We start from the raw sequence: 22273 nt of genomic DNA, 5'->3' as shown, positions 1-22273 counted from the left end.
GTCAGAGGACGTACGGGATGTCGGCGATGTGATGGTCGAGGAGCTCGCCGACCGGGGCCCAGGACTCGTAGACGCCGCGCTCGTAACAGCGCGCGCCGGTGGCCGCGAGCGAGTCGTTGTCGGGCCGGACCAGGCGCAGGCGGGCCCAGGCCTCGTCGCGTTGCAGCACCCAGCACGGCACCCCGCGCCACAGGGCCTGCTCGGCGCGGCGGCTCAGGGTCGACACCGGGTAGCGGGCCGCGCGGGTCAGCGCCCGCACGCGGAACTCCTCCGGCGGGTCGGCGACGGCCTCGTACTCCTTGTCCTTGATGTGCCCGACCAGTTTCGCCGAGCCGGTCGCGGTGCACGGCACGTATTCGCGCTCGGGGCTGACGCCGGGCAGGTTCTCGAGCAGTCCCCGCCAGCGCGGGCCGGCCAGACGCAGCCAGCCGTTCTGCTCCGGCTGGTAGGTGTAGAGGATCACCTCTTCGCCGCCTGGCACGTGCGCAACGATCTGCGAGTTGGCCGGGATCGGCAGGTCGGCGAACCCGGCCGTGACGTATTCCGGGATCAGGTCGTCGGTGCTGGGCGAGAAGCCGGTGCCCAGGATCATCGCGCCGATCCGCTGGTGTGACTGGATCATCGCCAGGCCGGGCTGGGCCGGGCCACCGGGGATCTCGTAGTCGAGCGGGTCAACCGCACGCCAGCGCAGCGCGTAGGCCACCTCGGAGTCGGTCACGCCGTCGGTGCCGAGAAGGGCCAGGTCGCGCGGGTCGGTCAGGTGCGCGACGTCGCAGGCGCGGTAGCAGAAGCCGTACGGAAGCCAACCGCCCAGATGCCCGGAGACCTGGGCCGGAGAGAGCACCTTGGTCATCCGGGTGCCGCGCCGGATGGCCGCCGTGGCCCGGATCTGACGCAGGACGTAGTCGTCGCGGTAGTGGGCCGACTGGCTCATCTGCTGCACCTGAGCCCAGCCGAGGTCGCGCCGCAGCGGGGCGGAGAGCGCAGGCTCGAGCGGATCAGTCTCGATCACGCTGTCCTCGCCCGTCACGGTCACGGTCGGAAAATAGACAACAGCAGTGGACTCGAGGTGAACAAACGGTAGCCACAAGGTCGAAGTGCAGAATGTCTCACATGCCAACGTCACCTTCGGAATCCCGGCGGGAGAAGGCGCGCCGCCGGGCGGGCGAGTTTCCCGCCGCCCCCGAGCCGCTCGCCGTGCCGGTCTTCGACAGCCACACCCACCTGGACCTGACCGTCCAGGAGGCCGGTGTGCCCGGGGGCGACGCCGACCCGGCCGAAGCCCTGATCACCGCGGCCGCGAAGGCCGGCGTCGACCGGATCGTCCAGGTCGGAGTGGACGAGCCGTCGTCGCGCTGGGGGGCCGAGCTGGCCGCGCGCCACCCGTCGGTGCTGGCCGCGGTCGCGCTGCATCCGAACGAGGCGCCGCTGCTGTCCGACCTGGACGAGTCGTTGCGCGTGATCGAGGCGCTCGCGGCCGAGCCCCGGGTGCGGGGGATCGGGGAGACCGGCCTCGACACCTTCCGTACGGGGGAAGAGGGCCGCGCGGCCCAGGAGGCGAGCTTCCGGGGGCACATCGCGATCGCCAAGCGCTACGGCAAGGCGCTGATCATCCACGATCGGGACGCCCACGCCGACGTGCTGCGGGTGCTCGACGAGGAGGGCGCCCCGGAAACGGTCGTCATGCACTGTTTCTCCGGCGACGCCGAATTCGCGGCCGAGTGCGTGCGCCGGGGCTTCCATCTCAGCTTCGCCGGAACGGTGACCTTCGCCAGCGCCGGCAACCTGCGTGAGGCGGCCGCCCTGACCCCGGCCGAGCAGATCATGGTGGAGACCGACGCGCCCTACCTGACCCCGATGCCGCACCGGGGCCGCCCCAACGCCTCCTACCTGATCCCCCTGACCGTACGGGCCCTGGCCGCGACCAGGGGTGATGACGTCGACGCGCTGTGCGCCGCGATCTCGGCGAACGGTGACCGGGTCTTCGGTCCCTGGCATCAGGCTCCCGACTAGGCTTGGAACCCATGGCTGACGCACTTCTCGGCCCGGCGGAGATCCGGGAACTGGCCGCCCGGCTGGGTGTGGCCCCCACGAAGAAGCTCGGTCAGAACTTTCTGCACGACCCGAACACGATCCGGCGCATCGTGGCCGCGGCCGGGCTCACCCCCGACGACGTCGCTCTCGAGGTGGGGCCGGGTCTGGGGTCGCTCACGCTGGGGCTGGCCGGCGCCGTGAAGCACGTGCACGCGGTCGAGATCGACCCGCGGCTGGCCGAGGCACTGCCCGCCACGGTCACGGCGGCTCACCTGACCGTGCACAACGCGGATGCCCTGCACGTGCGGGGCGGTGACTTCGACCCGGCGCCGACGATGCTGGTGGCCAACCTGCCCTACAACGTGGCCGTCCCGGTCGTGCTGCACCTGCTGGCCGAGCTGCCCAGCCTGCGTGGGGGCCTGGTCATGGTGCAGAAAGAGGTGGCCGATCGGCTCGTCGCGGGTCCCGGTTCCAAGGTGTACGGCGTCCCTTCGGTGAAGCTGGCCTGGTATGCCGACGCCCGTGCGGCCGGAAAGGTGCCCCCGGCCGTTTTCTGGCCGGTGCCCAATGTGGATTCGGGGCTGGTCGCCTTCACCCGGCGCACTCCTCCGGGTGACATCGATCGATCGGCGGTGTTCGCGGTGGTCGACGCGGCCTTCGCCCAGCGCCGCAAGACCCTGCGGGCGGCCTTGGCCGGGTGGGCCGGTGGCGCCGCCCGGGCCGAGGAGGTGCTGGTGGCGGCCGGGATCAGCCCACAGGCACGCGGCGAGTCACTGACCGTCGAGCAGTTCGTGGCGATCGCGGCCGCGGCCAAACTGTCGCCTCCCGGCGGTAAGCTCAGCCCGTCCGACACGCAGCCCGAGGAGGTGGACTCATGACCGCAGAACCGGCCGGTCATGTCATGTGGTCGCCCGATCCGCTCCGGCAGCGTCTCGCTGACCACACCGTTGAAGATGTGCTCGCTCTCCCCGATGACGCTCCACGCGTCGAGCTCAGCGACGGAGTCATGATCGTGGTTCCTTCCCCCACCTATGATCATCAAGACATCGTCGGCCTGCTGTGGCATTGGCTGCGACAGCGCACCCCTGAGGGGTTGCGCGCCAGCATGGCGACCGGTGTTGCGCTGAGCCTGGACACCACCTTCGAGCCGGATGTGCTTCTGGTGGATGCGGAGGTCGAAGGCAAGCGGCACTACTCGAAGGCCCACAAAGTTGTCCTCGTGGTCGAAGTTGTGTCGCCCGGCACGAAGAGGCGCGATCGTCTCGAGAAACCGGCCGAGTACGCCGCGGCCGGAATTCGCCATTACTGGCGTGTCGAGCAGGAGCCGATCCACGTCTTCGCCTATGACCTGGTCGGCGATCGATACGAGCTGGTCGCGGATTCGGATATTGAGCTGGTGCTGAGCGCGCCGTTCGAGATCAAGTTGCCGATCGGGGACATCACTCCGTGACCGAAGCCTGGGGACCGGACGACGACGAGCCGCGCCGGCATCACGGGCCCGTGCGTGTCCGGGTGCCCGCGAAGATCAATCTGCATCTCGGTGTGGGGCCGTTGCGGGCCGACGGCTTTCACGAGCTCAACACCGTCTATCACGCGATCAGCCTGTTCGACGAGCTCACTGCCCGGGCGGGTGACACGCTCACCCTGACCATGGAGGGCGAGGGCACGGGCACGCTCGCGCTCGACGAGACCAACCTGATCATGCGGGCGGCCAAGGCGCTGGCCGCGCGGGCCCGGGTGCCGGCCTATGCGCGGCTGCACCTGCGCAAGTCGATCCCGCTGGCCGGCGGGCTGGCCGGGGGCAGCGCCGACGCCGCCGCCACCCTGATCGCCTGCGACCTGCTGTGGGGCACCGGGCTCACCCGCGAGGAACTGGCCGAGGTGGGCGCCACGCTCGGCTCCGACATCCCGTTCCTGCTCCACGGCGGCACCGCCCTCGGCACGGGCCACGGCGAGGCGATCAGCCCGATCCTGGCCCGGCCCACCACGTGGCACTGGGTGGTCGCGATCGCCGATGGCGGCCTGTCCACCCCCGAGGTCTATCGCAAGCTCGACGACCTGCGGGCCGGTTCCTGGCCGCCCAAGGCCCTCGACGGGCCCGACGATCTGATGGCCGCGCTGCGCCAGCGCGACCCCGAGGTGCTCGCGGCCGCTCTGGGCAACGACCTCCAGGCGGCCGCGCTCGCGCTGCGGCCCGAGCTGGCCGACGTGCTCAAGGCCGGCAGCGAGGCGGGCGCGGTCACCGGCCTGGTCTCCGGCTCCGGCCCCACCTGTGTGTTCCTGGCCACCGACGCCGCCCACGCGGGCCAGGTCGCGGCCGGGCTCAACGCCGCCGGGGTGTGCCGCGAGGCGGTCACCGCCCGGGGCCCGATGCCGGGCGCGCGGGTAACCTAGAGCCATCGTGGCGAACATCATCAACCTGGACCGGGTCAGCAAGGGCTACGGCGCCGCCGGCCAGCTTCTCACCGACGTCTCTCTCGGGCTCGACGACGATGCCCGCATCGGCATCGTCGGCCTCAACGGCGCCGGCAAGTCGACCCTTCTGCGGCTGCTCGCCAAGAGCGAGGAACCCGACTCCGGCCGCGTCACCCACCGTCGCGACCTGCGGGTCGCCACCCTGCCTCAGGCGCTCGTCCTGGACGGCGACCTGACCGTGCGCGACGTCGTGCTCGGCACGGCCTGGCTGGCCCAGGGCATGGGCGCCGAGCACGAGTGGGCCGGTGACGCCGGGGTGCGCGCCATCCTCGACGGGCTCGGCATGCCCCACCTGGGTCTCGACACCCCGGTCGGGCCGATGTCGGGTGGTGAGCGCCGGCGGGTGGCGCTCGCGGCCCTGCTCGTACGGGAAAGCGATCTTCTGATCCTCGACGAGCCCACCAACCACCTCGACGTCGCCGGCGTCGACTGGCTGGCCCGTCACCTGCTCACCCGTCGCGGCGGCCTCGTCGTCGTCACCCACGACCGCTGGTTCCTCGACGCCGTCTGCACGGCCACGTGGGAGGTCGCCGACGAGCAGGTCCACACGTACGAGGGTGGTTACGCGGCCTGGACGCTGGCCCGCGCCGAACGGCAGCGTGTCGCCGCCGTGGTCGAGGCCCGCCGGCAGAACCTGCTGCGCAAAGAGATCGCCTGGCTGCGCCGGGGCCCGCCCGCCCGCACGTCGAAGCCGCAGTTCCGCATCGACGCCGCGAACGCGCTGATCGCCGATGTCCCGCCGGTGCGCGACAAGGTCAGCCTGCAGCGGTTGGCCACCTCCCGGCTGGGCAAGCAGGTCTACGACCTCGAAGACGTGACGTTGCACGCCGGACCCAAGAGCATCCTCGAGGGGCTGACCTGGCAGGTCGGGCCGGGCGACCGGTTCGCCATCCTGGGCGCCAACGGCGCCGGCAAGACGACGCTGCTGCGGCTGCTGGCGGGCATCACCACGGCCGACGGCGGCCGCCTGGTCACCGGGTCGACGGTCCGCGCGGCATTCCTCTCCCAGGAACTGAAGGAGCTGCCGGGCGACCTGCGCCTGCTCGAGGCGGTCGAAGAGGTCGCCAAGCGGGTCAAGCTGGGCGACCGGGAGCTCTCCGCGGGTCAGCTGGCCGAGGTGTTCGGCTTCACCGACAAGCGCATCTGGACGCCGGTCAGCGACTTGTCGGGTGGTGAGCGGCGCCGGTTGCAGCTGTTGCGCCTGCTCGCCACCGAGCCCAACGTGCTGCTGCTCGACGAGCCGACCAACGACCTCGACACCGACACCCTGGCCGCGCTGGAAGACCTGCTCGACTCCTGGCCGGGCACGATGATCGTCGCCAGCCACGACCGCTACCTGGTCGAACGGGTCACCGACACGGCCTACGGCATGTTCGGCGACGGGCGCCTGGTGCATCTGCCGGGTGGCATCGACGAATACCTCGAGCGGGCGGCGGCGCGGGGAACCTCCGGCGGCACGCTTTCCTCCGCCGTACGGGAAACCGGGTCTGATCTTGCGGAAAGCGCCAGTGGCCTGTCGGCGGCCGAGGTACGCCAGGCTCGCAAGGATCTGACCCGGCTGGAGCGGCAGCTGGGCAAGCTCGAGGAGCGCATCGTCAAGATCAACGAGAAGCTGGCCGAGCACGGCAGCGACTACGACAAGATCATGGAGTACGACGCGCAGCTCAAGGCCGTTCAGCAGGAGCGGGCCGAGGTCGAGGAGGCCTGGCTGGAGCTGGCCGAGCGGGTGCCCGGAAACTGATCCGGGGGGTGTGCCTGCGCCGCTTGGGGGCAATACGCGAGAATCGGCGGGTACAACACCTGACCTTGGAGACGGACACCATGGCGCACACCCCGGTCAACCACCCGCTGCGGCCTCTCTACCGCGCGCTCGCCCTGGTCGCGGGCGCCTACATGGTCGTGTTCGGGATCATCGGGATGATCCAGACCTCGGGCGAGAGCTTCACCGGCGTCACCGGCGTGCGGGTGCTCGGCCAGGAGACCAACATGCTCTGGTCGATCGTCGCGCTCGTCGTCGGCATCCTGGTGCTGGCCACCAACGCGCTGGGCCGCAACATCGACGTCGCCGCCAACAAATACCTGGGCTGGGCGCTGCTGGTCGTGGGCAGCTACGAGCTGTCGACCAACCGCACCGACGCCAACCTGTTCGGCTTCAGCATGTCGGCCGTCGTGGTGACCTACCTGGTGGGCCTGATCCTGATCCTGGCCAGCCTGTACGGCAAGGTCGCCCCGCAGTCGCAGGCCGGCGCGCCGCGGCAGGTGCGGGAGGGCCGTACCGCCTGATGGCGCACTACCCCCTCAACCACCCTCTGCGTCCCCTCTACCGCTTCCTCGCCTTCCTCGCCGCGGTCTATGTGACGCTGTTCGGCGCCATCGGCCTCGGCGTGACGGCGGGGGAGCCGTTCTTTCACCGCGGCGCCGACTGGGTGCTGGGGCTGCGCACGAATCCGGCCACGGCCTGGATCAGCCTGCTCGTGGGGCTGGTGCTGCTGGCCGCGGTGGTCGTCGGCCGCAACCTCTACCACCAGGTCGCGCTCGTGCTCGGCTGGGGGATCCCGGCCTGGGCCATGGTCGTGATGGCCGTGATCCAGACCGACGCCAACGTCTTCAACTTCTCGATGGTCAACGTGGTCGTGCTGACCGTGGTCGGGCTGATCGTGCTGACGGCCGGGCTGTATGCCAAGACCGGCAGCTCGGACGACGCGCGGCACGAGGCGGAAGCCGCTCACCTGCCCCGCTGACGCCGCTCGACGGCGCCGCCGGCGCTTTCCTCAGCGGGTCTTGCGGGTGAGCAGGGTGGGCTTCGCCTCGAGGTGGGACAGGCCGTTCCACGCCAGGTTGACCAGGTGGGCGGCGACGGTCTCCTTCTTCGGCTTCTTCGCCTCGCGCCACCACTGGCCGACCAGGGCCACCATGCCCACGAGCGCCTGCGAATACAGCTCGGCCAGCTTGGGGTCGAGGCCGCGCGTCTTGAACTCGGCGCCCAGGATGTGTTCCACCTGGTGCGCCACGTCGTTCATGACGCTGGAGAAGGTGCCGGCCGGGGCCAGCACCGGCGACTCGCGGGCCAGCACCCGGAAGCCGTGCGGCTCCTCCTCGATGTAGTCGAGCAGAGCCAGCGCCGCCTGTTCGAGCAGTTCGCGCGGGTGACCCGCGGTCAGCGCGGCCGCGATGCGGTCGAGCAGTGCGCGGACTTCGCGGTCGACGACCACCGCGTAGAGGCCTTCCTTGCCGCCGAAGTGCTCGTAGACGACCGGTTTCGACACCTTGGCCCGGGCCGCGACCTCTTCCACACTGGTCGCGTCGTAGCCCCGCTCGGCGAAGAGCTGGCGGCCGATTGCGATCAGTTGTTCGCGGCGCTGCGCGGCCGACATGCGGACCCGGGGAGTTGTCGCGGGCCGCGTGCGGCGTGGTCTGCCCGTGGCGTCGTCTGGATCCGTCACCCAGCCATCCTGCCAGTTCTGTCCTGATCCCATCGTCCCGCAACTGTGGTCGCACCTTCGGCTTAGTACGGATCCCCGCATCCATGGTTGGCATATTTTCAGGCTTACAACTCTGCGTCGGGACGTGCTTATGTAGGTACATGGTGATGATGCAAGACGCAACGGGGAAGCAGCGTGACGCCGAGCGAGCGTGAGGAGTTTCAGTTCAACCGGATCGAGCTCTTCAGCCAGATGGAGAGCGACTGGTCGCTGATCGACAACTATCGAGCGAACGAGCGGTTCTATCTCGAGAGGTTGGTTGCGACCAGTCGTATGCTTGGCCGACTTGACGAGCGACTAGGGGATGTCGATGACGCTTGATGAGGTGCGCGCTCAGTTGCACGAACATGCGCGCCAGTCGCAGGAAGAAACCGCGCAGATCTACGACAAGCTGGCTGCGATGGCCCGCCGCCGAGGTGACGAGAAAGCGGTAGCGGGTTACGAGCGCGAGGCGGCGCGGCAACGGGCTGTGCCGCTGCCCAACGCCGCCTGAGCGGCATGCCGACTGCCCCGCGCCGCACTCTGACTCCACGGTGTCGCGCGGGGCTCGGCGGTGGCGAAAGGGATTGACCGGGTGCCGCTAAGATGTGACCGGTGGACATGGCCCCGTGGGGGAGATGTCCGTGATGGTCCCGGATCGTCTAATGGTAGGACCGCGGCTTTTGGTGCCGTTTATAGGGGTTCGAATCCTCTTCCGGGAGCAGTCTGTCTGCGGTTGAGTCGTCGCCGCCCGTCTGAGTGACTACTGCGAACACTGGAGTACCGCGTGAGTCAGACCCCTCGTCGTACCGTTGTCGTCCTTGCCGCCGGTGAGGGCAAGCGGATGAAGTCCGCCACGCCCAAGGTGCTGCACTCGATGCTCGGCCGCACGCTGCTCGGGCACGTGCTCACCGCCTCGTCCTCGGCCGGTGCCGAGCAGACGATTGTGGTCGTGGGGCACAAGGCCGACCAGGTCGAGGCCCACCTGACCGAGGTCGCGCCGGCCGCCACTCCGGTTCTGCAGGCGCAGCAGAACGGCACCGGTCACGCCGTGCGGATCGCTCTCGAGTCGGTCTCCGACGCCGCCGGCACCGTGGTGGTGCTCAACGGCGACGTGCCGTTGCTGCGGGCCGAGACCGTGGCGAGCCTGATCGAGGCCCACGAGTCCGGCGCCCGGGGCGCGACCGTGCTGGCGGCCGAGGTCGACAACCCCGTCGGCCTGGGCCGCATCGTGCGCGACGGCGCCGGCAACCTCGAGAAGATCGTCGAGGAGCGCGACGCCTCGGCCGAGGTGCGGGCGATCCGCGAGATCAACGCCGGCATCTACGCCTTCGACCTGGCGTCGCTGCGCGAGGCGCTGTTGAAGCTGTCGACCGACAACGATCAGGGTGAGGAATACCTGACCGACGTCTTCGGGATCATGGCCTCGGTCGGTCACCCGGTCGGGGTGTTCGTGGCCCCCGACGCCGACGAGACGCTGGGCTGTAACGACCGGGCCGAGCTGGCGGGCCTGCGGGCGCTGCTGCGCGACCGGGTGAACGAGGCCTGGATGCGCTCGGGAGTGTCGATCCTCGACCCGGCGACCACCTGGATCGACGTCACCGTGACGCTCGAACCGGACGCCGAGATCGACCAGAACTCGCAGCTGCTGGGCTCGACCACGGTGGCCGCGGGTGCGATCGTCGGGCCCGACTCGACGCTGATCGACACCACGGTCGGCGCGGGCGCGGTGGTGCTGCGCACCCACTCGATCGGCGCCGAGATCGGGGCCGAGGCGACCGTCGGGCCGTTCTCGTTCCTGCGCCCGGGCACCCGCCTGGGTCGCAAGGCCAAGGTCGGCGGCTTCGTCGAGACCAAGAACGCCGAGCTGGGCGACGGCGCCAAGGTCCCCCACCTGTCGTACGTGGGTGACGCCACCATCGGTGCGAAGTCGAACATCGGCGCGGGCACGATCTTCGCCAACTACGACGGCGTCAACAAGCACCACACCAAGGTCGGCGAGGCCGCGTTCGTGGGTTCCGACACCGTGCTCATCGCGCCGGTCGAGATCGAGCCGGGGGCCTATGTTGCGGCCGGCAGCGCCATCCAGAAGGGTGTGCCGGCGGGCAGCCTGGGCGTGACCCGGGCGCCGCAGCGCAACGTCGAGGGCTGGGTCGCGCGCAAGCGGGCCGGCACGGTCTCGGCTGCGGCGGCCGAGAAGGCGATCGCCGAGAAAGACACCGGCGGCGAGGTCAGCACCGCCGAGTAACGCGCGGATCCGGGCGGGGTGGGGTTAGCTGGAGATGGACACAAGGCCACTGCCGGGTATCCGACAGTGGCGGGCCGGAGCCGGTGACCGGTGAGGTGACCGCGCCTGAGCTGGAATGTTCCGGCGGGGGTGAGGCATCCCACGCGGTGGCCTCGGAAAGTGGCGCCGCGGTGGCCTAGGGGGATACTTCACTCCGATTACATCCCCACCCCCTCGATCCAACGGGAGTAGCGAGCCGATGGGCAGCATCGTCGCGGAGAACCGTAAGTCTCTGATGCTTTTCTCCGGTCGGGGTTTCCCGGAGCTGGCGGAAGAGATCGGCCAGGTGCTCGGCGTGGCCCCGACCCCGGCCGACTCGTACGAGTTCGCCAACGGTGAGATCTTCGTCCGCTTCAAGGACTCCGTACGCGGCTCGGACGCGTTCGTCGTGCAGTCGATGACCGAGGGCGTGAACCGCTGGGTCATGGAGACCCTGATCATGATCGACGCCCTGAAGCGGGGCTCGGCCAAGCGGATCACCGTCGTCCTGCCGTTCTACCCGTATTCGCGGCAGGACAAGAAGCACCGCGGCCGCGAGCCGATCTCGGCCCGCCTGGTCGCCGACCTGCTCAAGACCGCGGGCGCCAACCGCATCCTCACCGTCGACCTGCACACCGCGCAGATCCAGGGCTTCTTCGACGGCCCGGTCGACCACCTGTTCGCGATGGACATCCTGGCCGAGCACGTGCAGAAGAAGTACGCCGGCCGGCCGATGACCGTGGTGGCGCCCGACTCGGGCCGGGTGCGCGTGGCCGAGCGCTGGACCGACCGGCTGGGCGGCTGCCCGCTGGCGTTCATCCACAAGACCCGTGACCCGCTCAAGCCCAACCAGGTCGTGGCCAACCGCGTGGTCGGCGAGGTCGAGGGCCGGGTCTGCCTGATCGTCGACGACATGATCGACACCGGCGGCACGATCACCAAGGCGGCCGACATCCTGTGGGACGAGGGAGCGGCCGACGTGATCGTCGCCTCGACCCACGCCCTGCTCTCCGACCCCGCGACCGAGCGGCTCAAGAACAGCCGGATCAGCGAGCTCGTGGTGACCAACACCCTGCCGTTGCCGGCCGAGAAGCGGCTCGACAAGATCACCGTGTTGTCGATCGCGCCGCTGCTGGCCCGGGCGATCCGCGAGGTCTTCGACGACGGATCGGTCACCACCCTGTTCGGCGGTCTGAGCTGACGGGCAGCAAAAACTGCGCTGATGTCGGGTTTGGGGCGCCTTGATCCGGAGATCCTCGATGCAAGTTGCATCGAGAGAGTGAAGTTTTTCGCGCACTGCCGGAGCAAGGCGGACCCGCTGAGTCGTGCGCGCGTGCAGCAGGTAAGCTAGTGCGGTTGCCACGGCGAGGGTGCCCCGCGGTCTGCTGAGGTTCGCAGCCGCTCGGGGGCACCGTGATCGACGCGGTGCTCCGGGCCTGTGCCCAGCGCGCCCCCTTGCCCGGCAGCGCCGACGACGGCCTCCAGCACCGACGGCGGCCGATTTCCACACACTGCCGGACCGTACGCACGCCGACTTAGTCGCAGCCCGATCGAAGAGTTTCAGGAGTTTCCCCGTGTCCGAGGTAAAGATCAGCGCCGAGCCCCGCACCGAGTTCGGCAAGGGTGGTGCCCGCCGCACGCGCCGGGCCGGTCTCGTGCCCGCCGTGCTTTACGGCCACGGCGAGAAGCCGCAGCACATCGCGCTGCCGGCCCGTGAGTTCGCGGCCGCGATCCGGCACGGTGGACTCAACACCGTTTTCACCATCGACATCAACGGTGCGTCGGGCACCACGCTGGCCCTGCCCAAGGCCATCCAGCGTGACCCGATCAAGGACACCTACGAGCACGTCGACCTGATCATCGTGAAGCGTGGCGAGAAGGTCCAGGTCGACGTCCCCGTGACGCTGACCGGCGAGGCTGCCCGCAACACCCTGGTCGTCAACGAGTCGACCACCCTGGCCGTGGTCGCCGAGGCCATGCACCTGCCCTCCGGCTTCGAGGTGTCCATCGAGGGCCTCGAGGCGGGCGCTCAGGTCACCGCGGCTGACGTCACCCTGCCGAAGGGTGTCGACCTGGCCGTCGAGCCCGACTTCGTGCTCGCGATCGTCTCGCAGGCGCAGACCGCCGAGCAGCTCGAGGGCGAGACCGCCGAGGGTGGCGAAGAGACCGCCGCCGAGGGCGGCGAAGAGGCTGCTTCCACCGAGGAGTGATCCTCGCCTAGTCGGCGTACGAGCAGTGACCGGGGAAAGTGCCATCGCGGCACTTTCCCCGGATTGCGTTGGCCTTCAGTCCGGTTTTGGGCGGCGGGCGGGGCGGTTGGATGGGTCTGGAGGGGAACGTCAGTGACCGACGAGTCGCCGTGGCTGGTGGTCGGGCTCGGTAACCCGGGCAAGGAGTACGCCGGCAACCGGCACAACGTGGGCTTCATGGTGGCCGACCTGCTGGCGTCCCGGGTGGACGCCAAGTTCGGCCGGTCGAAGCGCGCGCACGCCGAGGTGGCCGAGGGCCGGCTCGGCTTCGGTGGGCCGAAGCTGGTGCTGATCAAGCCGCTGACCTATATGAACCTCTCCGGCGCGCCTGTGGTCTCGCTCTCTCAGTTCTTCAAAGTGCCTGTGTCGAACGTGATCGCCGTGCACGATGAGCTTGATGTGCCGTACGGGCAGATCCGGGCCAAGCGTGGCGGTGGTGAGGGTGGCCACAACGGGCTGCGGTCCATGTCGAAGTCTTTGGCGAGCAAGGAGTACGCGCGGGTGCGGTTCGGGATCGGCCGCCCGCCCGGCCGGCAGGATGCGGCCGACTACGTGCTCTCCGACTTCTCCGGCGCGGAACGCAAGGAGCTCGAGTTTCTCGTCGACCGGGCGGCCGATGTGGTCGAGGCGGTCGTGCTCGAAGGCGTGGAGTGGGCGCAGAACAAATACCACGGCGGTTGATCTTCCGGGGTCGAAACAAATAGATCGTTTGGGCGGTTTTGTCCGCCTACCGATCCCGTGACGCTCTCGACCGTCCGACCGTTGGTCACACGTATGCACCGTTTCGGTGCGGAATGACCGGCGGGATGGGGGAGGTGCGGGATGCGGCGGGACCTGTCCGCGACAGAGGCGGTGCTCTCGCAACCCACCGTGCTGTTGCCGGCGATCCGACCGGTGCGGCCGCCGGCGCATCCGCCCGAGGGATACGGGCCGGGGACGCGTTCCGTGCGCCCGCCCGAGGGCTACGGCCGGGCCAACCACCCGCCGGCCAACCAGGGCCCGCGGCGCACGAAGATCCCGGCGCCGATCGTCCCGCTGAGCCCACCTCCGGCCGGCGCGGGCACGACCCCGACGATGCGCCCGGACGCCGGAGCGACCCCGACGACGCGCCCGGACGCCGGAGCGACCACGCCGACGCGCCCGAACGCGGGAACGACCACGTCGACGCGCCCGAACGCGGGAACGACCACGTCGACGCGCCCGAACGCGGGTCCGCCCAAGACCACCGAGCGGCCGGACAACGCGCCGCCGCGGACGACCCAGGGCCGGACCGATCCGGCCCGCAACCGGGCGATGGACCGGCACTGGTCGGACCGCCCCAACCGTTCGGCCGCGACCCGGCCCGCCACCCGTCCCTTCGTGCGGGTCCGCGGCCGGCACGCGGCGATGTCGCGCCGCCAGCGCTGGGAACGCAGCTATGTGCGCTCGCTGGTGCTCTGCGACCTGCTCGCGGGCACGGCGGCCGGCGCGGTCACGTTCGGACTGCGCTTCGGCGACGAGGTGACCAGCTACAACCTCGCGTACATGATCCTGTCGGCCCTGCTGCCGGCGCTGTTGCTGGCCGTGCTCGCGGTCTCCCGGGCGTACGAACGCCGTTATCTCTTCGTCGGCACGGACGAATACCAGCGGGTCTTCCGCGGCGGGGTCGGCCTGATCGCCGGGGTCGCCGTGGTGTCGTACGGACTCGATCTCGATCTGGCCCGGGGTTATGTGCTGGCCGCCCTGCCGACGGCGATCGTCTCGTCGGTGGTGCTGCGCTTCGCGTTGCGCAAACGCCTGCACCTGACCCGTTCCCGCGGCGACAGCATGCGCCGGGTGATCCTGGTCGGGCACGAGCTCGCGGTCATCGGCATGACCCGCCAGCTGCGGCGCGAGCGCTATCACGGGCTCGAGGTGGTGGGCGCCTGCCTGCCGCCCGGCCATGACGGCGTCGGGGTGGGCGGGCCGCAGGGCCTGGCCGTCTACGGCACGTTCGACGACGTCGCCGGCGCGGTGGAGCAGGCCGACGCGGACACGGTGGTGGTCCTGAGCTGCCCCGAGCTCGACGGCGCGGCCGTACGCCGTCTGGCCTGGCGCCTGGAACGCGACGAGGTCGACCTCGTGGTCGCCAGCGCGCTGGTCGACGTGGCGGGCGCGCGCACCACGATCCGGCCGTTCGACGGGCTGCCCATGCTGCACGTCGAGCACCCCCGGCTGCATGGCGGTTCGCGGCTGGTCAAGGAGGTGTTCGACCGGCTCGGGGCCCTGCTGCTATTGATGATCTTCGGTCCGCTGCTGGTTGCCGTCGCACTGGCTGTGCGGATGACTTCGCGGGGGCCGGTACTCTTTCGTCAGGTGCGGGTCGGTCGAGACGGTCGATTGTTCCGCATCTTCAAGTTCCGCAGCATGTATGTGGATGCCGAGGCGCGGCTCGCCGAGCTGAGGCATCTCAACGAGCACGACGGTGTGCTCTTCAAGATCCGTGACGATCCGCGGGTGACCCGGGTCGGCCACTACCTGCGTCGTTTCTCGCTGGACGAGCTGCCGCAGCTGCTGAATGTGCTGCTGGGGCAGATGTCGCTGGTCGGACCGCGGCCGCCGTTGCCCTCCGAGGTAGCGGCGTACGCCGACGACGTGCGACGCCGGCTCGCGGTCAAGCCGGGTATGACCGGGCTGTGGCAGGTATCCGGACGTTCCGATCTACCGTGGGAGGAAGCGGTCAGGCTGGACCTGCGCTATGTGGAGAACTGGACCCTCAGTTTGGATCTGGTGATCCTGTTGCGCACCATGACCGCAGTGGTTCGCTCCTCCGGGGCGTACTGACTTAGAGGAGCTGCTGAAGATGGGCGAGCGGACAGAGACGTCGGCGCGCGTGAACTCCCCCCGGGAGAGTAGTGACGGCGGCGTTCCGCCGGTGAACGACGCGGCCTTCGCCCGCTGGCTGGCCGACCGCGCGGGGCAGACGCTGCTCCAGGTGCGCGACGAGATGGGTTTCGCCGACGGCAAGGCCCTCAAGGCCGCCGGTGACAAGGCCGCCCACCACCTCATGCGGGCCGAGCTGGCGCGCTGGCGCCCGGCCGACGCGGTGCTCTCCGAGGAGGACGACCACGCCCGCGACGCGTGGCGTGAGGGCGAACACACCACCGTACGGCCGGAGCGTCTCGGCGCCTCCCGCGTGTGGATCATCGACCCGCTCGACGGCACCCGCGAGTTCTCCGAGGAGGGCCGGGCCGACTGGGCCGTGCACGTCGCGCTCTGGACGGCCGACTGCTCGAGCCCGTCCTGCCTGGCCGCGGGCGCGGTCGCGATGCCGGCCCAGCACCGCACGGTCGCCACCGACCACTCCCCGGCCTACCCGCCCCTGCCGTTGAACGCGGCGACCGGCGGCCCGATCCGCATCGCGGCCAGCCGCACCCGGCCCCCGGCCTTCGTGACCGCGCTGGCCGAGGAGATCGGGGCCGAGCTGGTGCCGATGGGATCGGCCGGCGTCAAGATCGCCGCGGTCATCAGTGGCGAGGCCGACGCCTACGTGCACGCCGGTGGCCAGTACGAATGGGATTCGGCGGCGCCGGTCGCTGTGGCGTTGGCCACTGGCCTGCACGCTAGCCGAATCGACGGTTCTGAGCTGAAATACAACGAGGCCGACCCTAAGTTGCCGGACCTGGTGGTGTGCCGTAAGGATCTCGCTCCTCGGTTGCTTGCAGCGTTGCAGCGTCACCTTCCGTCAGAATGACGGTTGCCTTTGGCGACACGGCCGCAATCCCCCCGAAAGGTCTGGGTAACCACCGATGAGCCAGACGAAGCCGTACCGCGTCTCGCATCTGGACGCTCTCGAAGCCGAGAGCATCTTCGTCATGCGTGAGGTCATGGCCGAGTTCGAGCGTCCTGTGCTGCTGTTCTCGGGCGGCAAGGACTCGATCGTGATGCTGCGCCTCGCCGAGAAGGCGTTCGCCCCGGCGCGCATCCCGTTCCCGGTCATGCACGTCGACACCGGTCACAACTTCGCCGAGGTGCTCGAATACCGCGACCAGCGCGTCGCCGGGCTCGGGCTCAACCTGGTGGTCGCCAGCGTGCAGGAGGCGATCGACAGCGGCCACGTGCGCGAGCTGCCCGACGGCACCCGCAACCGGATCCAGACCCCGGTGCTGCTGGCCGCGGTCGAGAAATACCGCTTCGACGCGCTGTTCGGCGGCGCCCGGCGCGACGAGGAGAAGGCGCGCGCCAAGGAGCGCATGTTCAGCTTCCGCGACGAGTTCGGCCAGTGGGACCCGAAGAACCAGCGGCCCGAGCTGTGGGCGCTCTACAACGGGCGGCACCATCCCGGCGAGTCGATCCGGGTGTTCCCGCTGTCCAACTGGACCGAGCTCGACGTCTGGCACTACATCGCCAAGGAGCGCATCCCGCTGCCGAGCATCTATTACGCGCACGACCGTGAGGTTGTCGAGCGCGACGGGATGTTCTACGCGGTCAACGAGTTCATCCGGCTGCGCGACGGCGAGACCTCCGAGGTCCGCCGGGTGCGCTACCGCACGGTGGGCGACGCCTCACAGACCGCCGCCGTGCTCTCCGAGGCCGACACGGTGGACAAGGTGATCGACGAGGTCGCCGCCACCCGCATCACCGAGCGGGGTGCGACCCGCGGTGACGACAAGGTCAGCGAAGCCGCGATGGAAGACCGCAAGCGAGAGGGTTACTTCTGATGAGTCAGGCCGTCCTGGAGAACGAGACGGCGCCTTCCGCGCGCATGGACCTGCTGCGGTTCGCCACCGCGGGCAGCGTCGACGACGGCAAGTCGACCCTGATCGGCCGGCTGCTGTACGACACCAAGACGATCTTCGCCGACCAGCTGGAGGCAGTCGAGGCGGCCAGCGCGTCGCGCGGCGACGAATACACGAACCTGGCGCTGCTCACCGACGGCCTGCGGGCCGAGCGCGAGCAGGGCATCACGATCGACGTGGCCTACCGCTACTTCGCGACGCCGAAGCGCAAGTTCATCATCGCCGACACCCCGGGGCACATCCAGTACACCCGGAACATGGTCACCGGCGCCTCGACCGCCGACCTGGCGCTGATCCTGGTCGACGCGCGCAAGGGCCTGGTCGAGCAGTCCCGCCGCCACGCGTTCCTGACCAGCCTGCTGCGGGTGCCCCACCTGGTGCTGTGCATCAACAAGATGGACCTGGTCGACTGGGACAAGGCGGTCTACGACAAGATCGCCGACGAGTTCACCTCGTTCGCGGCCAAGCTCGAGATCACCGACCTGACGATCATCCCGGTGTCCGCGCTGAACGGCGACAACATCGCCTCCCGCAGCGAGAACAGCCCGTGGTACGACGGCCCGTCGCTGCTGCACCACCTCGAGCACGTGCACATCGCCAGCGACCGCAACCTGGTCGACGTGCGCTTCCCGGTGCAATACGTGATCCGTCCGCAGTCGACGACCGTCACCGACTACCGCGGCTACGCCGGCCAGGTCGCCTCGGGCGTGCTCAAGCCGGGCGACGAGGTGATGGTGCTGCCCTCGGGCATGACCAGCACGATCGCGGCCATCGACACCGCCGACGGCCCGGTCGACGAGGCGTTCCCGCCCATGTCGGTCACGGTGCGGCTCAACGACGAGATCGACATCTCGCGCGGTGACATGATCTGCCGGCCGCACAACGCGCCCGCCGTCGCCCAGGACATCGAGGCGATGGTCTGCTGGATGGACGAGACGGCCCCGCTGCGGGTCGGCGCCAAATACGCCATCAAGCACACCACGCGCTCGGCCCGCACGGTGGTCCGCGGTCTCCAGTACCGGCTGGACGTCAACACCCTGCACCGCGATGAGCAGGCCGACGGTCTTCAGCTCAACGAGATCGGCCGGGTGCGGCTGCGCACGACCGTGCCGCTGCTGGCCGACGAATACCGCCGCAACCGCACGACGGGCGGGTTCATCCTGGTCGACGAGAGCACCAACCGTACGGTCGGCGCCGGCATGATCATCGAGGCCCAGTAGGCCCGTCGTTACGCACGCTCGACGGCAGTCGCGGGGCCCGGTTCCGCGACTGCCGGGGCGCGGGGTTCACGCGCGGCTGGAGGGTCGCCCAGACCACCTTTCCGGTACGGGTCGGGAGCGAGCCCCAGGCGACCGCGAGCGCACTGACCACCTGCAGTCCGCGGCCGCGCTCGTCGAGCGGCTGGTCCCGCCTCACGCGGCTCAGTTTGATCTGATGCGGCGGATCGGTGACCCCGTCGGCCACGCTCAGGTGGATGCCGGCCCCGCGCAGGCTGACCACGACCGTCATCTCGGTGCCGGCGTGCTCGATCGCGTTGGTGACGATCTCGGACATCACCGACCGGCCGGGGTGCAGCAGTTCGATCCGGTCCCAGGCCTGGCAGGCGTCGCTGACCAGGTTGCGGGCCAGGCTGGGCGCCTCGGGTTCGGGGTTCAGCCTCAGCACGAGCCGTTCGGTGAGCGGCAGACGGCTGGCGATGGCCACCCGGGCCTGGCGCACCTTGGCATAGACGGGCAGGAAGTCGCGGGCGCCGAGACGCTGCATGCGGTCGGCCAGCGGGAGGGCGGGCGGGATGCAGAGGGCGAGCTGGACCGAGGGCATCATCGCCGCCGCCGACCGCTGCGCGGCCATCCAGGTGGTGGCGCTGAGTGCGGTCGGGTCGACGAGATCGGTGAGGTCGACGATCAGCGCCTCGGGGTGTTCGGCCAGGCACTTCTGGAGACGCTCGGTGGTGAGTTTCCACAGGGTTCGATCCCACAGGCCGCTGACGGTCAGCAGCACCACCGACGCGTCGACATCGCATTCGAGATGCACCGCGGACTCCTTGGTCGGCAGACACGCTGCGCTCAGGGACATGCCGCCACGGTAGTAGCGTCCGCAGATCCTTTAGCCCACCCTTAGCTCCCGCGGGTGATCGGACTTAAGTACTGCAACGTTGTATAGTCCATCTCCGTGCCGCCAGGCCTCAAGGATGTCGCCGCGCGGGCCGGTGTGTCCATCAAGACGGTATCCAACGTCGTGAACGGATATGTGCACGTGGCCCCGGCGACGCGTGCCCGCGTGCAGGCCGCCATCGAGGCCCTGGGCTACGTGCCCAACATCGCCGCCCGCCAGCTGCGTAGCGGCCGCTCCGGGGTGATCGCGCTGGCCGTCCCCGAGCTCCAGTCGCCCTACTTCGCCGAGATCGCCGGCCTGATCGTGCAGGCGGCCGAGCGCCGGTCGTGGACCGTGCTGATCGACCAGACCGACGGCCAGGCCGAACGCGAGCGCAACCTGGTCGCGGGTCTGCGGCGGCACGCCATCGACGGCCTCATCTTCAGCCCGCTGGCGCTGGCCGGCGAGGAGCTGGCGCTGCGCGACGGCACCCCGATGGTGCTGCTCGGCGAGCGCGTATGGCACGGCCCGGCCGACCACGTGGCGATCGACAACACGGCGGCCGCGGCCGACGCCACCCGCCACCTGACGTCGCTGGGCCGCCGCCGGATCGCGGCGATCGGCGTGCAGGACAGGCCGTCCGCCGTGACCGCGCACCAGCGCCTGGCCGGCTATCGGACGGCCCTGACCGAGGCCGGGCTGCCCCTCGACCCCACGCTCGAGATGCCGGTCGACGGCTTCCACCGCGCCGACGGCGCCGAGGCGATGGCCCGGTTGCTCGACGCCGAGGAGCCGCCGGACGCGGTGTTCTGCTTCAACGACCTGCTCGCCCTGGGGGCGATCCGCACGCTGGTGTCGCGTGGCATCCCGGTGCCGGGGCGGGTCGCGGTGGTGGGCTTCGACGACATCGAGGACGGGCGGTTCTCGACGCCGACGCTGAGCACGATCGCGCCCGACGCGCCACGGATCGCCCAGCTCGCGGTCGACCTGCTGGCCGAGCGGCTGGGCGACGGCCCCGCGGCGGCGGGCGCCCCTCGCGAGCTCCGCGTCGATCACCGGCTGATCGTGCGGGAGAGCACCGGAGGCTAGGCCGGCACGCTGTTCAGCTGCTGCTCGAGCCGCACCTGCTCGGTGACGTCGTAGGCGAACTTGACCACCTTCTCCGGCCGCCCGTGCAGGTCGAGGATCGGGCTGTAGCTGGACTGGAGCCAGACGTCCCGGCCGTCCTTGCCGAGCCGGTGGAAACGGCCGGAGCGGAACTCACCGTCGCGCAGCCGCGCCCACAGGTCCCGGTAATCGTCGGAAGCGGCGTACTCGTCGGTGCAGAACATCGAGTGGTGCCGGCCGACGATCTCGTCCAGCGTGTAGCCGACCGTGTTCAGGAAGTTCTCGTTCGCCGTTCGGATCCGGCCGTCCAGGTCGAACTCGATCACCGCCTGGGACCGGTCGATCGCGGCCATCCGCCCGGCGATCTCGGCGTTGCGCAGCTTCTCGGCCGTGACGTCGTGGGCGAACTTGACGACCTTCACCGGCTTGCCGTCGGCGTCGAGGATCGGGTTGTATGTGGCTCTTATCCACACTTCGCTCCCGTCCTTGGCGATGCGCCGGTACTCGGCCGAGTGGAACTCCCCGCGGCCCAACTTCTCCCAGAACGACCGGTACTCCGGCCGGCTCGCCTCGTCGGGGTCGACGAACATGCGGTGGTGGCGGCCGACGATCTCATCCTGGCGGTAGCCCATCAGGTCGAGGAACGCGTCGTTGGCCTCCAGCACGATGCCGTCGAGGTCGAACTCGATCACCGCCTGCGAGCGCCGGATCGCGGTGACCTTGCCCTCGAAGTCGGCGTTGCGGGCCTTGGCCTCGGTCACGTCGACCGCGAACTTCACCACCTTCCACGGCTTGCCGTCGATCCCCAGGATCGGGTTGTACACGGCCTGGAGCCAGACGTCCTTGCCGCCCTTGCCATAGCGGTGGAACTCGCCGGAGACGAACTCGCCGGCCCCCAGCCGCTGCCAGAAGTCCTGGTAGTCCTGCGACTGCGCGTCCGCCTCGGAGACGAACATCCGGTGGTGCCGGCCGACGACCTCGTCCCGGGAGTAGCCGACCAGGTCGAGGAAGTTGTCGTTCGCGTCCAGGATGTGGCCGTCGAGGTCGAACTCGATCACGGCCTGGGAGCGGTAGATCGCCTGGATCTTGCCCTGCGCGTCGGCCGTGGCCCGCTTGCCCTGGGTCACGTCGAGCGCGTGCTCGATCACCTTGACCACCTCGCCGGCGCGGTTCTTCACCGGCACCCAGCTGGAGCGGATCCACCGGTCGCCGCCGCCCTGCCAGAGCAGCCGGAACTCGCCGGTGAGGTTGCTGCCGGAACGCAGCTGGTCCCACAGCTCGGTGTACTCGGCCGAATCGGCCACCTCGGGCGAGACGAGCGAGCGGTGGTCAGTGCCCACGATCCCGGCCGGGTCGACGCCCACCAGCTCGGCGAACGCGTCGTTGGCCCGCAGCAGCCGGCCCTCGGGGCTGTACTCGGCGGTGGCCGACCCGCGCTCGTACGCCTCGACCTGGCTCCGGAGCTCGGCCAGGAGCTCGTCCGTGCTACCCGTGGCGGCCGTCTGATCCGACAAGGCAGTGTCCTTCCGCTCGCAGCAAAGCTGCCCAACCCGGCTCAATCCTGTTCGGTTGCCGAACGGGCAACCTGAGCGGTGCTCCGAGGTAGTTAGGGCCTGTCCTGCCAATCACGAGGGGCTGCGACGTGGCCCAGGTGGCGCCTGACGACGTCCGCGAAACGACCACATACAACACCGGTATGCGGCCGCTTCGCGGCCGACGCCAGCCACCACCTGGACCTCGTCTCACTCCCGCGTGATCGGCAGGACAGGCCCTAAGCGAACGGCACATTTCGGCTGTGTTTCGGGATCTTCATCGTGATCTCTTTACAAC

General features: G+C 69.8%; 22 protein-coding genes and 1 tRNA gene. 19 read left to right on the top strand and 4 right to left on the bottom strand.

Annotation, left to right across the window (positions count from 1 at the left end; all coding sequences use genetic code 11):
* Position 1: 1 nt before the first annotated feature.
* Positions 2-1036 carry a hypothetical protein gene (locus JIG36_RS42690; RefSeq protein ID WP_203382590.1) on the bottom strand — a complete coding sequence of 345 codons (1035 nt, stop codon included), beginning with the start codon at positions 1034-1036 and terminating at the stop codon, positions 2-4.
* 68 nt (positions 1037-1104) lie between these two features.
* Between JIG36_RS42690 and JIG36_RS42685 the strand changes: the two genes are divergently transcribed.
* The 7 genes from JIG36_RS42685 to JIG36_RS42655 all read left to right on the top strand — a co-directional run bounded on the left by JIG36_RS42685 (position 1105) and on the right by JIG36_RS42655 (position 7250).
* A complete protein-coding gene (locus tag JIG36_RS42685; protein WP_203382589.1) occupies positions 1105-2013 on the top strand; it encodes a TatD family hydrolase in 909 nt (302 codons plus the stop codon).
* A gap of 11 nt (positions 2014-2024) precedes the next feature.
* Entirely contained in the window at positions 2025-2912 is an 888-nt protein-coding gene (rsmA, locus tag JIG36_RS42680) for a 16S rRNA (adenine(1518)-N(6)/adenine(1519)-N(6))-dimethyltransferase RsmA (RefSeq protein WP_203382588.1), read from the top strand.
* On the top strand, positions 2909-3484 hold the full coding sequence (locus JIG36_RS42675) for a Uma2 family endonuclease (protein ID WP_203382587.1): 576 nt from the start codon (positions 2909-2911) through the stop codon (positions 3482-3484). Before rsmA ends, JIG36_RS42675 begins: the two co-directional genes overlap by 4 nt.
* The gene (locus JIG36_RS42670; protein WP_203382586.1) at positions 3481-4428 is read left to right on the top strand and encodes a 4-(cytidine 5'-diphospho)-2-C-methyl-D-erythritol kinase; all 948 of its coding nucleotides are present in this window, start codon (positions 3481-3483) and stop codon (positions 4426-4428) included. Before JIG36_RS42675 ends, JIG36_RS42670 begins: the two co-directional genes overlap by 4 nt.
* Before the next feature lie 7 nt (positions 4429-4435).
* Positions 4436-6250, top strand: coding sequence for an ABC-F family ATP-binding cassette domain-containing protein (locus JIG36_RS42665; protein ID WP_203382585.1), 1815 nt, complete (start codon positions 4436-4438; stop codon positions 6248-6250).
* 65 nt (positions 6251-6315) lie between these two features.
* Positions 6316-6792 (top strand): DUF4383 domain-containing protein, encoded by a 477-nt coding sequence (locus JIG36_RS42660; RefSeq protein WP_236049319.1) that lies wholly within the window; start codon positions 6316-6318, stop codon positions 6790-6792.
* Positions 6792-7250, top strand: a complete 459-nt coding sequence (locus tag JIG36_RS42655; protein WP_203382584.1) for a DUF4383 domain-containing protein — start codon at positions 6792-6794, stop codon at positions 7248-7250. The genes JIG36_RS42660 and JIG36_RS42655 overlap by 1 nt, the downstream gene beginning before the upstream one ends.
* 30 nt (positions 7251-7280) lie before the next feature.
* Here the strand turns inward: JIG36_RS42655 and JIG36_RS42650 are convergent, their stop codons facing one another.
* On the bottom strand, positions 7281-7883 hold the full coding sequence (locus tag JIG36_RS42650) for a TetR/AcrR family transcriptional regulator (RefSeq protein ID WP_203382653.1): 603 nt from the start codon (positions 7881-7883) through the stop codon (positions 7281-7283).
* Positions 7884-8126: 243 nt separating this feature from the next.
* Here JIG36_RS42650 and JIG36_RS42645 point away from each other — a divergent pair, with 243 nt between their 5' ends.
* From JIG36_RS42645 to cysN, 11 genes are all read left to right on the top strand, one after another.
* Positions 8127-8312, top strand: coding sequence for a hypothetical protein (locus JIG36_RS42645; RefSeq protein WP_203382583.1), 186 nt, complete (start codon positions 8127-8129; stop codon positions 8310-8312).
* Positions 8302-8484 carry a hypothetical protein gene (locus JIG36_RS42640; protein ID WP_203382582.1) on the top strand — a complete coding sequence of 61 codons (183 nt, stop codon included), beginning with the start codon at positions 8302-8304 and terminating at the stop codon, positions 8482-8484. Before JIG36_RS42645 ends, JIG36_RS42640 begins: the two co-directional genes overlap by 11 nt.
* Positions 8485-8621: 137 nt before the next feature.
* A tRNA-Gln gene (locus tag JIG36_RS42635) sits at positions 8622-8692 on the top strand.
* Positions 8693-8757: 65 nt separating this feature from the next.
* Positions 8758-10218, top strand: a complete 1461-nt coding sequence (glmU, locus tag JIG36_RS42630; protein ID WP_203382581.1) for a bifunctional UDP-N-acetylglucosamine diphosphorylase/glucosamine-1-phosphate N-acetyltransferase GlmU — start codon at positions 8758-8760, stop codon at positions 10216-10218.
* Positions 10219-10456: 238 nt separating this feature from the next.
* Positions 10457-11437 (top strand): ribose-phosphate diphosphokinase, encoded by a 981-nt coding sequence (locus JIG36_RS42625; RefSeq protein WP_203382580.1) that lies wholly within the window; start codon positions 10457-10459, stop codon positions 11435-11437.
* Between the two features lie 373 nt (positions 11438-11810).
* On the top strand, positions 11811-12446 hold the full coding sequence (locus tag JIG36_RS42620) for a 50S ribosomal protein L25/general stress protein Ctc (protein ID WP_203382579.1): 636 nt from the start codon (positions 11811-11813) through the stop codon (positions 12444-12446).
* 132 nt (positions 12447-12578) lie between these two features.
* Positions 12579-13166 carry an aminoacyl-tRNA hydrolase gene (gene pth, locus JIG36_RS42615; RefSeq protein ID WP_203382578.1) on the top strand — a complete coding sequence of 196 codons (588 nt, stop codon included), beginning with the start codon at positions 12579-12581 and terminating at the stop codon, positions 13164-13166.
* A gap of 612 nt (positions 13167-13778) precedes the next feature.
* On the top strand, positions 13779-15287 hold the full coding sequence (locus JIG36_RS42610; protein WP_438870797.1) for a sugar transferase: 1509 nt from the start codon (positions 13779-13781) through the stop codon (positions 15285-15287).
* A 19-nt stretch (positions 15288-15306) separates the two neighbouring features.
* The gene (locus JIG36_RS42605; protein ID WP_203382577.1) at positions 15307-16197 is read left to right on the top strand and encodes a 3'(2'),5'-bisphosphate nucleotidase CysQ; all 891 of its coding nucleotides are present in this window, start codon (positions 15307-15309) and stop codon (positions 16195-16197) included.
* Between the two features lie 55 nt (positions 16198-16252).
* Positions 16253-17164, top strand: a complete 912-nt coding sequence (cysD, locus tag JIG36_RS42600) for a sulfate adenylyltransferase subunit CysD (protein WP_203382576.1) — start codon at positions 16253-16255, stop codon at positions 17162-17164.
* The gene (cysN, locus tag JIG36_RS42595) at positions 17164-18462 is read left to right on the top strand and encodes a sulfate adenylyltransferase subunit CysN (protein WP_203382575.1); all 1299 of its coding nucleotides are present in this window, start codon (positions 17164-17166) and stop codon (positions 18460-18462) included. Before cysD ends, cysN begins: the two co-directional genes overlap by 1 nt.
* On the opposite strand, the gene JIG36_RS42590 is transcribed toward cysN, so the two are convergent.
* Entirely contained in the window at positions 18446-19318 is an 873-nt protein-coding gene (locus JIG36_RS42590; protein WP_203382574.1) for an ATP-binding protein, read from the bottom strand. The genes cysN and JIG36_RS42590 overlap by 17 nt on opposite strands.
* Positions 19319-19414: 96 nt before the next feature.
* On the opposite strand from JIG36_RS42590, the gene JIG36_RS42585 reads away from it, so the two are divergent.
* Complete coding sequence (locus JIG36_RS42585) at positions 19415-20425, top strand: LacI family DNA-binding transcriptional regulator (RefSeq protein WP_203382573.1); 1011 nt, start codon at positions 19415-19417, stop codon at positions 20423-20425.
* Here JIG36_RS42585 and JIG36_RS42580 read toward each other — a convergent pair.
* Positions 20422-21957: a PAS domain-containing protein gene (locus JIG36_RS42580; protein ID WP_203382572.1), complete on the bottom strand. Its 1536-nt coding sequence runs from the start codon at positions 21955-21957 to the stop codon at positions 20422-20424. The genes JIG36_RS42585 and JIG36_RS42580 overlap by 4 nt on opposite strands.
* Between the last annotated feature and the right edge of the window lie 316 nt (positions 21958-22273).

It is taken from the genome of Paractinoplanes ovalisporus (genome assembly GCF_016834655.1).
In the GTDB taxonomy this organism is placed as follows: Bacteria; Actinomycetota; Actinomycetes; order Mycobacteriales; family Micromonosporaceae; genus Actinoplanes; species Actinoplanes ovalisporus.
Note: the sequence above shows the minus strand (reverse complement) of the source record. Positions and strands in the feature narration are given on the sequence as shown.

Coding starts and splice junctions, on each gene's coding strand:
- JIG36_RS42675 (WP_203382587.1), top strand. CDS start 2,909: ATGACCGCAGAACCGGCCGGTCATGTCATGTGGTCGCCCGATCCGCTC.
- rsmA (WP_203382588.1), top strand. CDS start 2,025: ATGGCTGACGCACTTCTCGGCCCGGCGGAGATCCGGGAACTGGCCGCC.
- JIG36_RS42685 (WP_203382589.1), top strand. CDS start 1,105: ATGTCTCACATGCCAACGTCACCTTCGGAATCCCGGCGGGAGAAGGCG.
- cysN (WP_203382575.1), top strand. CDS start 17,164: ATGAGTCAGGCCGTCCTGGAGAACGAGACGGCGCCTTCCGCGCGCATG.
- JIG36_RS42655 (WP_203382584.1), top strand. CDS start 6,792: ATGGCGCACTACCCCCTCAACCACCCTCTGCGTCCCCTCTACCGCTTC.
- JIG36_RS42650 (WP_203382653.1), bottom strand. CDS start 7,883: ATGTCGGCCGCGCAGCGCCGCGAACAACTGATCGCAATCGGCCGCCAG.
- JIG36_RS42590 (WP_203382574.1), bottom strand. CDS start 19,318: ATGTCCCTGAGCGCAGCGTGTCTGCCGACCAAGGAGTCCGCGGTGCAT.
- JIG36_RS42625 (WP_203382580.1), top strand. CDS start 10,457: ATGGGCAGCATCGTCGCGGAGAACCGTAAGTCTCTGATGCTTTTCTCC.
- JIG36_RS42640 (WP_203382582.1), top strand. CDS start 8,302: ATGACGCTTGATGAGGTGCGCGCTCAGTTGCACGAACATGCGCGCCAG.
- JIG36_RS42610 (WP_438870797.1), top strand. CDS start 13,779: ATGGACCGGCACTGGTCGGACCGCCCCAACCGTTCGGCCGCGACCCGG.
- JIG36_RS42605 (WP_203382577.1), top strand. CDS start 15,307: ATGGGCGAGCGGACAGAGACGTCGGCGCGCGTGAACTCCCCCCGGGAG.
- cysD (WP_203382576.1), top strand. CDS start 16,253: ATGAGCCAGACGAAGCCGTACCGCGTCTCGCATCTGGACGCTCTCGAA.